This is a genomic window from Frankia sp. CcWB3 (assembly GCF_977927595.1).
In genome coordinates this window covers 1-13,246 of record NZ_CDWRCK010000108.1, presented here as the reverse complement: position 1 = coordinate 13,246, position 13,246 = coordinate 1, and the positions used below count along the sequence as shown (strand labels likewise).

Annotated in this window: 14 protein-coding genes and 3 pseudogenes; 8 read left to right on the top strand and 9 right to left on the bottom strand. The window is 71.9% G+C overall.

The features are described 5' to 3' along the window. Positions 1 to 73: 73 nt before the first annotated feature. The 3 genes from ACY5KJ_RS10375 (at position 74) to ACY5KJ_RS10365 (ending at position 1,742) form a co-directional block, all read left to right on the top strand. Positions 74 to 490: a PPOX class F420-dependent oxidoreductase gene (locus tag ACY5KJ_RS10375; protein WP_462188997.1), complete on the top strand. Its 417-nt coding sequence runs from the start codon at positions 74 to 76 to the stop codon at positions 488 to 490. A gap of 141 nt (positions 491 to 631) precedes the next feature. Continuing rightward, positions 632 to 910, top strand: a complete 279-nt coding sequence (locus tag ACY5KJ_RS10370; protein WP_462188996.1) for a GlsB/YeaQ/YmgE family stress response membrane protein — start codon at positions 632 to 634, stop codon at positions 908 to 910. A 97-nt stretch (positions 911 to 1,007) separates the two neighbouring features. Further along, positions 1,008 to 1,742, top strand: a complete 735-nt coding sequence (locus ACY5KJ_RS10365) for a DUF2599 domain-containing protein (protein ID WP_462188995.1) — start codon at positions 1,008 to 1,010, stop codon at positions 1,740 to 1,742. Between the two features lie 112 nt (positions 1,743 to 1,854). Here the strand turns inward: ACY5KJ_RS10365 and ACY5KJ_RS10360 are convergent, their stop codons facing one another. The 6 genes and pseudogenes from ACY5KJ_RS10360 to ACY5KJ_RS10335 all read right to left on the bottom strand — a co-directional run. Continuing rightward, complete coding sequence (locus ACY5KJ_RS10360; RefSeq protein ID WP_462188994.1) at positions 1,855 to 2,403, bottom strand: GrpB family protein; 549 nt, start codon at positions 2,401 to 2,403, stop codon at positions 1,855 to 1,857. Then, a complete protein-coding gene (locus ACY5KJ_RS10355) occupies positions 2,393 to 3,511 on the bottom strand; it encodes a 7-carboxy-7-deazaguanine synthase QueE (RefSeq protein WP_462203264.1) in 1,119 nt (372 codons plus the stop codon). Before ACY5KJ_RS10355 ends, ACY5KJ_RS10360 begins: the two co-directional genes overlap by 11 nt. A gap of 554 nt (positions 3,512 to 4,065) precedes the next feature. Next, positions 4,066 to 4,872 (bottom strand): methylenetetrahydrofolate reductase, encoded by an 807-nt coding sequence (locus ACY5KJ_RS10350; protein ID WP_462188991.1) that lies wholly within the window; start codon positions 4,870 to 4,872, stop codon positions 4,066 to 4,068. Positions 4,873 to 4,931: 59 nt separating this feature from the next. After that, positions 4,932 to 5,033: pseudogene (locus ACY5KJ_RS10345) on the bottom strand (recombinase family protein); the annotation flags it as partial. A gap of 69 nt (positions 5,034 to 5,102) precedes the next feature. Further along, entirely contained in the window at positions 5,103 to 5,378 is a 276-nt protein-coding gene (locus ACY5KJ_RS10340; RefSeq protein ID WP_462188990.1) for a hypothetical protein, read from the bottom strand. A gap of 49 nt (positions 5,379 to 5,427) precedes the next feature. Beyond that, positions 5,428 to 5,532 (bottom strand): annotated as a pseudogene (locus tag ACY5KJ_RS10335) (phosphotransferase); the annotation flags it as partial. 361 nt (positions 5,533 to 5,893) lie between these two features. Here ACY5KJ_RS10335 and ACY5KJ_RS10330 point away from each other — a divergent pair. From ACY5KJ_RS10330 to ACY5KJ_RS10315, 4 genes are read left to right on the top strand one after another with little or no spacing between them, the layout of a single operon-like run. After that, entirely contained in the window at positions 5,894 to 6,709 is an 816-nt protein-coding gene (locus tag ACY5KJ_RS10330; protein ID WP_462188761.1) for an arylsulfotransferase family protein, read from the top strand. After that, a complete protein-coding gene (locus ACY5KJ_RS10325; RefSeq protein ID WP_462188757.1) occupies positions 6,706 to 7,656 on the top strand; it encodes a glycosyltransferase family 2 protein in 951 nt (316 codons plus the stop codon). Before ACY5KJ_RS10330 ends, ACY5KJ_RS10325 begins: the two co-directional genes overlap by 4 nt. Further along, positions 7,653 to 8,387: a class I SAM-dependent methyltransferase gene (locus tag ACY5KJ_RS10320; protein WP_462188756.1), complete on the top strand. Its 735-nt coding sequence runs from the start codon at positions 7,653 to 7,655 to the stop codon at positions 8,385 to 8,387. Before ACY5KJ_RS10325 ends, ACY5KJ_RS10320 begins: the two co-directional genes overlap by 4 nt. Further along, positions 8,384 to 8,944, top strand: a complete 561-nt coding sequence (locus tag ACY5KJ_RS10315; RefSeq protein WP_462203263.1) for a P-loop nucleotide/nucleoside kinase family protein — start codon at positions 8,384 to 8,386, stop codon at positions 8,942 to 8,944. The genes ACY5KJ_RS10320 and ACY5KJ_RS10315 overlap by 4 nt, the downstream gene beginning before the upstream one ends. A 208-nt stretch (positions 8,945 to 9,152) precedes the next feature. On the opposite strand, the pseudogene ACY5KJ_RS10310 reads toward ACY5KJ_RS10315, so the two are convergent. After that, positions 9,153 to 10,577: pseudogene (locus ACY5KJ_RS10310) on the bottom strand (DUF4158 domain-containing protein); the annotation flags it as partial. A 134-nt stretch (positions 10,578 to 10,711) separates the two neighbouring features. Then, positions 10,712 to 11,311 (bottom strand): TetR/AcrR family transcriptional regulator, encoded by a 600-nt coding sequence (locus ACY5KJ_RS10305; RefSeq protein WP_462188753.1) that lies wholly within the window; start codon positions 11,309 to 11,311, stop codon positions 10,712 to 10,714. A 109-nt stretch (positions 11,312 to 11,420) separates the two neighbouring features. Here ACY5KJ_RS10305 and ACY5KJ_RS10300 point away from each other — a divergent pair, with 109 nt between their 5' ends. Continuing rightward, positions 11,421 to 12,110, top strand: coding sequence for a formylglycine-generating enzyme family protein (locus ACY5KJ_RS10300; RefSeq protein WP_462188751.1), 690 nt, complete (start codon positions 11,421 to 11,423; stop codon positions 12,108 to 12,110). 92 nt (positions 12,111 to 12,202) lie between these two features. Here the strand turns inward: ACY5KJ_RS10300 and ACY5KJ_RS10295 are convergent. Then, on the bottom strand, positions 12,203 to 13,246 hold a 1,044-nt coding region (locus ACY5KJ_RS10295; RefSeq protein WP_462203262.1), incomplete at its 5' end, for a hypothetical protein.

Genomic DNA, 13,246 nt, shown 5'->3' with positions numbered 1-13,246 from the left:
AAACTTCCCAAACAGGCCCTAGTGTCGGGGCGGTCCCCGTGGCCCCGCTCCGCCCCACCAGAGGAGGCAAGCCATGACCTTCACCGAGCTCGAGACCGACTACCTGCGCACCCAGCCCCTGGGCCGGCTGGCGACCGTGCAGGCCGACGGCACCCCGCAGGTCAACCCGGTCGGGTTCAGCCTCAACGAGAAGCTGGGCACGATCGACATCGGCGGGTACAACATGGCCGCGAGCCAGAAGTTCCACAACGTCTCCCGGCAGGGCAGGGCCGCGATCGTCATCGACGACATCGTCTCCAGTGACCCGTGGCGGGTGTGTTTCCTGGAGATCCGCGGCGCCGCGGAGGCCATCCAGGCCCCGGACGGTCCCGCCGGCCGCATCGACGGTGCGATCATCCGCATCCATCCTCGGCGGATCATCAGCTTCGCCCTCGACACCCCCGACCGTGAGCCGCACGAGGTCACCATCCAGCGGCGCACCATCTCCTGAGTCATCTCGACGGGCAGGCTGTCCGCGGGACGACGTTCCGGACGTTGTTTGACGAACCGGGTCGGTCGGGTATACGGCGGACGTCCTAGCTCCTCGATCATCGGTTGGCCATCGATGATCATTACTGGCCGGAGGTCTTCCGTGGTCTGGACCCTCATCAGCTGGGTGCTGCTTGGTCTCGTTGCCGGCGCGGTCGCGCGCCTGCTCGTGCCCGGGCCCGACCCGATGAGTATCCCTGCGACGATCCTGCTCGGCATCGTCGGCTCGTTCGTCGGCGGTTTCCTCGGCTACGTCCTGTTCAACCGTGATCTCAGCGAGGGCGCGCTGCAACCGTCCGGCATCGTCGGTTCGATCATCGGGGGTATCGTCGTGCTGCTGGTGTGGCGGGCGGTGGGCCGCCGCCGTACGTTGCACCGCTGACGCCTCGCCCCCGAGGCCGCCTAACGGCCGCCGGTGCGGTGGGTTGACGCGGCGGTAACCGGCGGAACCCACCCGCCCCGGACCCGGGGGAGCACACGTGGCGGGGACCGCAGGGAGTACCGCGTCCGGGATTGTGGGGGCACGCCTGTACGCGGTCCTCGCGCGGGTCCTCCTGCTGGGCGTCCCGGCGGTGGGGCTGCTCGCCGTCGCCTGCGGCCCGGACGCCCCGGCCGGTCCGCGCGCCACCGCGGGGGTGCATCCCCCCGGCGGCCCGACTCCCGCGCACGGCCCGAGCCCCATCCCCGGCCCCGAGGCAACACACAGCCCCGAAACGACACACAGCCCGCAGGCCGCCGGCGCGGGCACCGGCAGCCGTGCCGGCGCCAGCACGCCCTACTGCGGCCCGAGCCGCTACGTCGAGGAGATCATCGTGCAGCAGTGGGCGGACGGCCGGTTCCGCGTCCAGGTGCGGCCCACCCCCGAGGGGCGGCGCGCCGGGGACCGCGGCCAGGTTGCCGCCGAGATCTGGCAGGCCGTGCAGGGGTGTGTGACGGGCCTGCGCGGCGAGCTTGCCGACAGTCTGCGCGACCAGCTGGCGTGCCATCAGAACTTCGCGCAGCTACCGGCGCTGAACGGCGGGAAGGGCTTCGCCACCGGCGAGACCTACGACCTGGAAAGCTGGCGGCCGGCGCCGCATCCCGGCGGCACCCGGGCGTGGATCTCCACCCGCTGCGGGAACACCCTCGGCACCGATCCCCCCGGGCCGCCGGCCAGGATCTACCGGCCGGACGGCGTACGCCCCCAGCGGACGGTCTCCGGCGAGCAGGCCTGACGGCGGGTTGACGACTCGGGGTTTGAGACGGGCAGAGTCGCGTATTCGAGTGTCGCGGGTTCGGGCCTCAGGCCCGGCTTGTCCTCGCTCTTGGTGACGGGGAGGGCGGGTTCTACTCGGGTAGGAGATCGCGTGGCAGCGGCTGGATCCCGGTGCTGCGCAGGACCTGGTCGACGAAGTCGCTCTTGGCGTTGGTGTAGGCGTTGCGGTTGTCGCGGTGCTCGCCGGAGAGGTGCTTCTTCAGATCCGCATAGTCCTGGCGCAGTCCGGGGTCGGCGCGCAGCGCGTCCCGGAACGCGAGCAGTGCCGTGGCGTGGGGGTGGCCGTGCTCGACCACCTGCAGATGGTGGGTGCGGGCGTCGGGTCGCGGACGCAGGAACCAAAGCCGGTAGTGCCGGCACGGATCATCAGGCCAGAACAGCCATCCGTCTGCTTCCATCGCTGGCACCGCGCTCCGGGCCTCGTCGAGCGACCGCACGGGGGCGAGCAGGTCGATGACAGGCTTGGCGGGCATGCCGGCAACCGCGGTGGACCCGATGTGTTCGATCGCGCCGGCCAGCCACGGGGCCAGGACGGCGCGGAGCCGGTCTTGCTGCTCAGCGAACTGGGCGAGCCACGCCGTGTCGTAAGTGACGATGTGAACGAGCTGGTCAGCGAACATGTTCGTGGCCTCCCGGGCGTAGTGGCTCCAGGTTCCACCGGCTTCGGCGCGGTGTCATTGGGTAGTGATCGGGTGGTAGCCGAGGGCCTGGGCGACGACCGGGGCGGGCGCTTGCAGGACGAGCTGGCGTAGCGCGGCGATCCGGGCGGCCTGTATCGGGACGCCGAGGGCGCGGATCTGGTCGAGCAGGCTGCCGGGGTGTAGTGGCTGGCCGGCGCGGCGGCCGGGGAACAGCCAGCGGCTGTTCGGATTCGTCGCCGTGGTCATGTTGTCCCGGTGGGTCGCGGCGGCGAACAGTTCGGGCACCGGAACGGACGGGTCGCCGAGTCGGAGGAGGATCTGGTCGTCGTCGAGGGTGATGTCGCAGCAGGTCGGCGGCGGGCAGCCCTTCGGCGAGGTACCAGGCGACGATCTCCGTCTTGGTCAGCTGCCAGAACGGGCTGCCCACGCGCACCGGCCGGCCGGACAACGCGCTGATCATGTCCGAGATCGAGGCGAAGGCTGTGGGGCTCTTGCCGGCGCGGGACAGGTCCAGTTCCTGGCTGACCGTCAGATCGATGGCCCACCTGTCGGCCAACGTGCCGAACCGCGCTTCGAGCGCGGCGATCTCCTCGATCTCCTCGGCGGGCCGGGAGACGACGAACTTGAACGCCACGCTGCTCAGCCCGGCGAAGGCGCGCAGCGCCGCGGGCACGATCCGCCTGGGCTCCGGAACCTCCGAACCGGACAGCTTCGGCGAGATCGTGAACCGGTCGATAGCCGCCACCAGGTCGTCGGCGGGAACGACGGTCCCGTTCGTCTCGATCTCGACCCGACGGCCGGCGCGATGGAGCTCCGCGACGAGCGGGACCAGCCGCCGCTGCTGGAGCAGCGACTCTCCCCCCGTCACGACCACCCGCTCGGCCGGCTGGGCGAGCAGCCAGTCCACGAGCGCGCGCGCCCGGATCGCTTCGCTGTGCTCCGACCGGTCGAACCGGCGCCAGTCCCACGTATGGGGCTCGTCGCAGAACGAGCAGGTCAGATTGCACCCGGACAGCCGCAGGAAGACCGCCCGCTGGCCAGCCGTGACGCCCTCGCCCTGAAACGTCGGGCCAAACCGCTCCGCCACGAGCAGACCGGCCTGGGCTCCGGCAGTCACCCGGCAGCGCCGACGACGTACTCGGCCCAGGTCCCCGGGGTCTCAGAGACTCGGACGAGCACCAGAGTCCCGGCAATCGCCGGCTGGACCTCGTCGAGGAACCAGCAGGCCAGATGGCGGGCGAGCGCCTCGCTATCTCGCGTGAGACGGATTCCGAGAAGTCATGATCGCCAGGTGGTGTGCGTAGGTCATTCCACCGCTTGGGAAGAACGTTTTCGCAGGCGGCAGGCTCGCTGAGCTGGGAGGACCTGCCAGGCAGGCCACCGGATTTCTATCCGGAGGGAATGTTCGCTGACCAGGTCAGCCTGTGTGAGGCCGGAGCGCCGCCAGGACCGGGATCGCCGCGATCTTGTCCTCGGGGAGGTCGTCCCAGTAGAGGCCGGCAGGCCGGCGTTCTCGCGGCTGATGCCGAACTCCCGGGCCAGGTCGGACTTCCATGCGGCGGGAGTGCACTCCGGAGCAGCTGATCGACTGCTGGACCCTGCGTGAGGGGTACCAAGACCTGCGAGAAACGGCCCGGGCGGTTAGAGAAGGTCCTCAAGTCGGGTGGCGACCTGGCGGTAGCGGCTAACCGGGACGAGGTGCACACCGGCGAAGGCGCCGTTGTCGCGCAGCCGTAGCACCTGGTCGCAGGCCGCTTCGACCCCGGCCGCCTGGTCCCGTTCGACTGCTTGGACGAGGTCGTCGGGGATGTCGATGTCGGGGATGGTCGCGGCGAGGCGGCGGGCCATCCCGGCGCTCGCGAGGACCATGACGCCGGCGTAGATCGGCAGTTCGACCGGATGGGCGTCGCGCCAGCGCAGCAGGGCGTCCATCGAGTAGCTGACCTGTACGAACAGGAAGTCGGCCGCTCGTTTCCATGTGGGCAGCGGACGTAGGCCGGCCGCGGCGCCGACCCGGAACGCCGGCATGTCCGCGAAGACCGGATCCTCGCTGGCCGCGCGGGCCTCGTCCATCATCGCGCGCACGGTCAGGTCGCTGGTTCGGTTCCCGGCGGTGGGTTTGTCGCCGTGGACGAACAGGAATTCCTCGACGCCGTAGGCCGCGGCGGTGAGCAGGTCGCGGCGGAAGCCGAGCAGGTTACGGTCGCGGGAGTTCACGCAGGCGATGCTGCCTCCCCCCATCGTCTGCACCTCGTGGGCGACGGCGATGCTCGACACCGTCGCGCGTCCGATGTGGTTGTCGGGGATCAGGAACGCGTCGGTGACGGGGCTCAGAACGCCGATCTGGTGGCGGGCATGGGTCAGGTCCGGCCGGGTCGGCGGCTCGATCTCGCAGATCAGCTCGAAGCCGCGCACCGGACGTTCGTGACCCGCCGTGGATTCCTGCATCCGGACAGGATAGGACGCCACGATCCACAGACCACAGCCACATCGCACGGGTGCGCTGCCCCGGACGCCTTGTCGGTGAACATCCGCTCAACGTCCACCCCGTCAAGTTGCCTCACCGTGTTCTGGTCGACGCTGCTGACTCTGACGTAGCCAACCCGCATCGACCTCAACCCCTTCCGCACCCCGAAATGGGCCCGCCACGACATCGCCGCGGCTGCACCGCAGGCTGGTTAGACCAGCGCCTGCAGCCGCGTGTTCCTTAGCGACAACCGGTCCTGGCGCGTCTGCAGGGCGAAGAGGGTCAGGGCTGCGGCGTTGCGGTGGAGCCAGTACAGCAACGCGAAACGTGCGTGCCCGAAAGCCAGCAGAGCTGGCGTCGCGCTGTCGCACACGGCGAGGCCGAAGGTGTCGATGATCTGTGTTGTCTCGAAGAGCGGGACCATCGTCGCGAGCTCGTGCTGGCTCAACGGGCACACCGCGAGGTAGCCGGCGAGGAACGCGGTCACCCGCGGCGCGTAGCTCGCGACCGGCCCGGCGGGGGGGTGTGCAGTAGAGCAGCGCGCGGGCGAGTTCGTAGGCGGGCGGGGCCAGCCGGGCGAGATCGAAGTCGAGGATTCCGCTGATGTGACCGTCGGCGGTCAGGATGTTGCCCGGGTGCACGTCGCCGTGCACGAGCGTGACCGGCAAGTCCCGCAGCGCCGAGAGGTTCTCCGGGCGCAACGCCGCACGTCCTGTCCCAGAGGAGCCCCCAGGGCGCGCTGGGCCAGCAGGTAGCGGTGGGCGCCATGCTCGGTGACGAGATCACCGGCGTCGTTGGGCAGCACCGCGGGGACTACATCGAGCCCGCGAGCTGCGTGGTCGTGTATCGCGGCGGCGAACCGGGCCCGCGCCGGGCAGCGGAACTCCCGGGTGTGACGGGTTCCCCCCGGAGCGGGAGGAGCCGGTCTTGCGATAAGCAACGAGGTCACGGGCCAGTTTCATCATCGCTGCGGGCTGGATCCCGTTACACGCGGCGAGCGTGATGACCCCGACGGGAGCGATGTGCCTGCTCGGCGGGCGGCCAGCCGAGCAGCACTCGCTGTACGACCTGCTCGCCACCGTCGACCACCTGCGCGGCCTAGTCCACGACGAGCTCGCCCGCCGCGCCACGGCGACGTCCGGATGCGCTGACCTGCACCGACTCGCGGGGCGACGCGGGCGAGAGGTCTCCCGTGTGCTGCGGGACCTGCCCGGCTCTCCGTGCGACGTGCTGCACGCCAACACCCTGGAAACCGTGCCCGCCCATCCGGCCGGCCTGTGGGACGACGGCGACACCCTGGTCGCGGTGCGCGAGCTCGACCTGATCGCCGTCGTCAGCCCGCGCGCCGGTGCGGTGCGCTGGTGGTGGGGACCCGGCCAGCTGTCCGGGCCGCACCAGCCCTCCGCTCTGCCCGGCGGCAGCGTGCTGGTGTTCGACAACGGGCGCGCCGTGCGCCGCTCCCGCGTCCTGGAGATCGACCCCGCCACTGGCGAGATCGTGTTCACCTACGACGCCGATCCACCAGACGCGCTGTTCACCGAATTCGCCGGAGGCTGCCAGCAACTCCCGGGCGGAACCCTGCTCGTCACCGACGCCCAGCACGGCCGCGGCATCGAGATCAGCCGCGACGGCCGCGCCCTGCGGGAACTCCACATCCGCACGAAGCAGGCGGGCGGCGGGAACTCCCGCTGTGACATCTACCGACTGGCCGCCGTCCCGGCCCGAACCGCCGCGCGCCTGACCGCGCCCGGCGGCCGGGCCTGGCAGCTGGCCACCACCCGAGTCCGCTGCCAGCCCTACGCCGGGAGCAGCCAGTGATCAGTGTCGTCATCCCCATCGCCGACCGGCCCGCGCACCTGGACCGGGCCCTGCGCAGCCTGGACCGCCAGAGCCTGCGCGACTTCGAGGTCATCGTCGTCGCCGACGGCGGCACCCCACCCGAGCAGGTCATCGACGCCTGGGGCGGGCGGCTCGCGATCACCCTGTTGGAGCTGCCAGAGCGGCGGGGCGTCTCGCACGCCCGCAACCTGGGCGCCGCCACCGCCTCCGGAGACCTGCTCGCCTTCCTGGATGACGATGACGTCTTCCTGCCCGACCACCTGGCCGTCGCCGCCGCCACCCTGGCTGATCCCCGCGTCGAGGTGGCCTACGGCGCGGCGCTGGTCAGCGACCGCTGGGTCGACGCCATACCGCGGCCGGCCGACGGCGCCGCCGTCCTGCGCAAGGGCTACCCCTTCGATCCCGGTTTCCTGCTGGTCGCCAACTTCATCCACACCGGAGCGGTCACCGTCCGCAACTACACTGGAACCTCGGCCCGGTTCGACGAGACCCTCCAGCACTGCGAGGACTGGGCGATGTGGCTGACCCTGTACGCCGAGGGCTACCGGTTCGCCTACACCGGCGCCTGTAGCAGCGTCTACCACCAGGTTCCCGGCGCGGCCGGGACCGTCGCCGCCGCCTACCGGCGCAGCCCGACCCCCTTCACCCTCGCCCACCGTCGCATCTACGCCGCCTGGCCCGCCGACGATCCCCTCGTGGTCGGCTACCGGCGCTGGATCGCCGAGTTCGACGAGCGCCTGGACGCCGCCATCGAGTACGACCGGCCCGTGCCGCCGCACGCCTTCGAGCACGCCGTCCGGACCCTCTACCCGGCCTTCGTCGCGGCGGAGCCTGCCGACCCGGCGTTGCTGGACACCATGTTCCCCTCGCCGCCGTCCGGCCGGACCGTCGATCTGGAAGCCGCTCACCAGGGAGGACGGGGATGACGGAAGCCCTCGCCGGCCGGGCGCTCTACGACGGGTACGCCCACGTCTTCGCCGACGAGGCCGCGGTCAGCGCCTACAACGCCCACTACGACCGGCCCGCCGTGCTCGGCCTGCTCGGCGACGTCGCGGGACTCACCGTCCTCGATGCCGGCTGCGGGCCCGGTCTGTACGCCGCCGAACTCCTGCGCGGCGGCGCCCACCTCATCGGCTGCGACGCCAGCACCGACATGATCAACATCGCCCGCGAGCGGCTCGGCACCACCCCGGAACTGCGCCAGCACGACCTGAACCAGCCACTGGACTGGCTGCCTGACGAAAGCGTCGACCTGGCACTGCTCGCCCTGGTCATCCACTACCTGCCCGACCGCGCCGGCGCGCTCCGCGAACTGTTCCGGATCCTGCGCCCCGGCGGAGCCCTCGTCATCTCCACCAGCCATCCCACCGCCGACTGGCGGGCCAGCGGCGGCGGCTACTTCGAGGCCCGCCACGAGCAGGAGCAGTGGTCGTGCGGGTTCACCCACCGCTACTGGCGGCAGCCCCTGCAGGACTGGATCGCCGAGTTCACCGCCGCCGGCTTCGTTCTCGACGCTCTCCTCGAGCACCAGCCCCAGCCGGAGATGGCGCGCACCCACCCCGACGCCTTCGCCCGCCTGTCCCACGAGCCCGGCTTCATCGCCTACCGCCTCGCGAGACCGCGGGCGAACCTCCGCGCGTGGAAGGATGAGGCATGACCACGGGGAGGCCGGTGCTGGCCGTCGTCAGCGACCCGCCAGGAACCGGCAAGACCACCCTCGCCCACGCGGTCGCCACGGCCGTCGGCTGCCCGGCGGTGATCCGCGACGAGATCAAACAGGGAATGGTCCTGGCCAGCCCCGGCTACCAGGCCGGCGGCGACGACCCGCTCAACCTCCCCGCTCTTCACGCCTTCTTCGGTGTCCTGGAGACCCTGGCGAAGGCGGGCGCCACGGTCGTGGCCGAAGCCGCGTTCCAGGACCGGCTATGGAGTCCCCACCTGGAACCGCTCACCGCCCACGCCGACGTGCGGATCATCCGCTGCACCGTCGACCCGGCCACCGCGCACCAGCGGATCACCACCCGCGCCGGGCTCGACCCCCACCGCGCCGCCCACGGCGATGCCGAACTCCTCAGCGGCATCGCCGCCGGCCGCCACTCCCTCGGCGCCTTCGTCGACATCCGCCTGGACCTCCCACGGCTCACCATCGACACCAGCGACGGCTACCACCCCGGCCTGGACGCCATCACCGCCTTCATCACCCAGCCTGCCTGACGCGGGCCGTCGGGGTGAATCGGACGGGGCCAGGCCAGCGGTGGCGAGGGCATCCGGGCTTAAAAGCCGTGCACGACGACCTGCCGTGGTCAGAACAGCGTGTCGCGGACGCGCAGTGGCCGGTAACCGGTCGGCCCGAGCTGTGCGAGCTCGCCCTCGATGTCCACCTCGATCGCGCCGAAGAAGTTGATGTTCTCGCTGTGCGCGGGTCGGACGGGACATCCTCCGCCGACAGCGGGGAGATCACCAGGTCCCCGTCGCCATCCAGCCGCACCGGGCCATCGCCCTCGCCGAGGGCGGTGCGCAGCTCGTCTTGCACCTGGGCCAGCGCCGCGTCTGCATCGGCGGGTTTGCCGACCAGCCGGCAGAACTCGACCCGCTGCTCGGCCCACTTGCTCGGAGTGAGCAGATAGGCGGCCGGGTCGGAGTAGCGGCGCGAGCCGGGCACGAACACATCGCCCGTGCGCAGACCATCCCGCAGCGCCAGGAGCGTGCACAGTTCCCAGTAGTGCCGGTAGGCGGCGACGTTGCCTGGCTTCGCCGCGGTGTCCAGGTAGCCACGCCGACGGGCCGGGACGAAGCTGGCCGGCGCGGTGTCGGGGACCTTCCGTGCGCCTGTGGCGTTCAGTTCCCGCAGGATCGCCACCGCCTTGAGTAGGTCGGTCGCGGCGGTGCCGCCGGCGAATGTCACCGCCTCCAGGACCTGCGGGGTGAACTGCCGCAGGTACCCGTACGAACCGTCCAACGCGGCCAGATGCCCATGATCACGTGGCAGCGGCGGCAACGCGGTGGCCTGCGCGGACCGCAGCCGCTCCCACCCGACCTTCTCCCCCCGGATCAACCCACCGACGTCCTCGTCCGGCACTGCTGGATCGGCGGCGATGGCGAGGATCGCGTCCAGCAGGGCCTGGCGGTCCTCACCGGCCTTGCCGCGCTCGGCCAGCTCGTCGCGCATCCTGTGCGCGGCCTTGCTTTCCCGCGCCGAGACAGCCTGGTCGAACAGCTGCACGACCTCGTCCAGCACGTCGGTCGCCGACTGCGCCAGCATCGTGAGCAAGATCGGATAGCGGCGTTGCGGCTCGCGGCGTTGCAACGCCTGCGCGGTCAACCGCTGGCCCACCGTCGCGAGGAACCTACGCCGCTCGGCCGGCAGCACGGACAGGTCCAGGGTGTGCGCGCCCAGACCGCGTAGGAACTCCAGCTTCGTTACCTCAGCCTTCACCGCCGCCGGCGAGGCCTCGACCGGTCCGGTGGCCAGCCACCGTAACCGCGTCATACCGATCATCGGATCGTCCACCAGCAGGCCGTCCAGGCCGGCGCACCGCTGGTCGGTGAACTCGTCCGCCAGCCGGTCGAACGTCTCCCGCCGGGCCTCCTCCCGCGCGTGCGCGACCCGCTCGACCACCATCACCGGACCCGGCCGGATCACCCGCGCCGAGATCAGGTACTCGCACGCCAACCGGAACAGCAGAACCGGTGAGTCATGCTCCAACGCCCGCGCCAGCAGGAACTCGTCCAACTCCTTCAACTCCAAGGCCGTCGGCGCCCGCCAGCCCAGATACCGCGCCACCGACCGAAGATGCCCGGTGCGGGTATTCGCACGCTTCCCGTACGACCGGATCTGATCAGGGTCGATGACGTGGCCGGTCAGCTGCCGCCCGGTCCACACCGGGCAGGGGGACGGGGCGTCCCACCGGTCGGCGGGCACGCGAGTGACGATGGTGGTGAACGTGTCGAGCGCACGGCGGTAGCACTGCAAGCAACGGGTCATGACTCCTTCTGCGGGGTGAGCAGGGGACCGAGCGTCCGCCAGGCTGCGTCGGTCAGGTCGTCGGCGACGAGCGTCGGGGAGCCCGCGGGGCGGGCGAGCCAGTGGCGGCTGTATTCCTGGGCGGGGCCGAACCACAGCGCGACGACGACCGCCAGGTCGGGCCGGTCGGACCAGCCGTGGCCACGCAGCCAGTCGGCCACCGCGGCGAAGAAGCCGCGGTTGTCCGCGGCGGTGCGCTCATCGATCGTGCCGCGCAGGACATCGACCGGCGCGGTCAGCAGCAGTCGGGCCAGCGGCGGATGCTCTTCCACCCACCGCAGATGGCGGGTGACCAGGCGGGTCACGCCGTCGCGGGGCCCGGTCGAGGTGTGCAGCTCACCCCACAGCGCGCTCTGATGATCGGCAAGACCCGCACCCACCACGGCCGCGGCCAGGTCCCCCCGGGTGGGGAAGTAGTGAAACAGGCTGCCGTTACTGACACCGGCCCGGCGCCGAACCGCCTGCATGGACGTGGCCTCCCAGCCCTGCTCCAGCACGCAGGCCACGGCCGCGTCCACCAGCCGGGCCCGACTGGGCGCTACCCCGACGCCTCCCATAACCCCGGCACCTCCCATAGAGCAACACTCTAGAGCAACACTCTAGACGGACAGCCCGCGCGCCTACCGGGACTCTCTGTGCGGACGAGCTTCGGTAAGATCGCCGGCCATGGACGCGGGCGTGGGAAACACGTTGATCTCCATCCCTCCGGGGCGGGTGACGCTGTGCGACCGGCGAACGCAGCGCAGCTGGTCGGTCGAGCTCGCGCCGTACTGTCTCGCGGCGTTTCCGGTCACCCAGGAGCAGCACGCGGCGGTTGTCGGCCAGCGGCCGGGCTCGGCCCACGGGGACCGGTTGCCCGTCGAGGGGGTTTCCTGGTGGGACGCGGTCCGGTTCTGCAACGCCCTGTCCCACCGCGACGGGATGGCGCCCGCGTACCGTGTCCAGGCCGACGGCGAGGGTGCCGACGGGGAGGGTGTCGAGTGGGACACCCGCGCCGAGGGGTACCGGCTGCCGACCGAGGCTGAGTGGGAGTACGCCGCCCGGGCCGGCACGAGCGGCCCGCGGTACGGGCCGCTCGACGACATTGCCTGGTACCGCGGCAACTCCCACGGGCGAATCCACGACGTGGGCGGTAAACAGCCCAACTCCTGGGGCCTGTACGACATGCTGGGCAACGTGTGGGACTGGTGCTGGGACCTGTACGACACCGAGGTCTACGGCACCTATCGGGTGCTGCGGGGCGGTGGGTGGTTCGACGAGCACTGGAGCTGCCGGGCCTCCGTACGCCGCCGCGGCCACCCGGCCTTCCACCTCGACGACGTGGGGTTCCGCGTCGCGCGTTGCGCCGTGCCCTGACCCACGTCGCATCCGTGCTCATGCACCGGTCCGTGTTGCCCGCCGGACGAGAGCGATCCTGATCAGATGGGGCCTGATCAGATGGGGCCTGATCAGGTGGGGCCGGGGCGGGTGGGGCTGGCGCGCACGGCGCGAAGCTCCGCGGTCAGTTCGTCGGCCTGGCGTTCGGCGCGTTCGGCGCGGGCCCGGGCCTCGGCGCGGGCCTCGCCGATCACAGTGAGACGTTCGGCGGCGGCCTGACGTTCGCCGGCCAGGCGGGCCTCGCCCTCGGAGCGGACGCGGTCGAGTTCGGCCGCCGCCTCGGCACGCACCCGCTCAGCCTCGGCGGCCGCGGCCGCGCGGACCTGGTCGAGCTGCGCCGCCGCCTCGGCGCGGATCCGGGTGATCTCGGTGTCGGCCTCGGCGCGTTCGCGGCGGATGTCCTCGCGCAGGGCGTCGCGTTCGGCGCGTAGCTCGGTGAGGGTGTGCGCGTCGTGTTCGGCGGCGCGCCGGGCCTCCTCCAGCCGCGTTGAGGCCTGCTCCCGGGCGGCGACGGCCTCGTCGATGCGCCGTGCGGCCTCGGCGCGGGCCGTCTCGGCGGCGTCGTTGGCCGCGCGGACCGTCTCGGCGGAGTGCTCGACCACCTGCCGCCTGGCCGCCTCGGCGGCGGCCAGGCGCGTCTCGGCGCCCTCCAGCGCGCTCACCGCCTCGCCCGCGACGGCCTCGGCCTCGGCGCGGGCCGCCTCGGCGGCGCGGGCCCGCTGCTCGGCGCGCACGGCACGGGCCACCGCCTCGGCGACCCGTTCGGCGGCTTCGGCTTCGGCCGCCTCGACGGCCGCCTCGGCGGCGGTGACGTCGCCGAGGGCGGACATCTGCCGGGTGAAGGCGTCGAGGGTGCGGGTCAGCTCGGCGGCGAGGGCGCGCGCCTGAGCGGCGAGGTCCTCGGCGTGCAGCCGACCGGCCGCCAGCGGCCGGGTGGCGGCGTCGGCCCGGGCTGCGGGCGTGCCGGCGGAGTCCGCACTGCCACGCCCGGCGAGCTCACGGCGGCGGCGGTAGGCCGCGAGCCGGTTGTGCGCCGGGTCGTCGCAGTACGCCGGCGGGCGCCCCGGGCGCTCGGCGGGGGCGGCGGGCCGGGTGCATCCCGGGAAGGCGCAGCG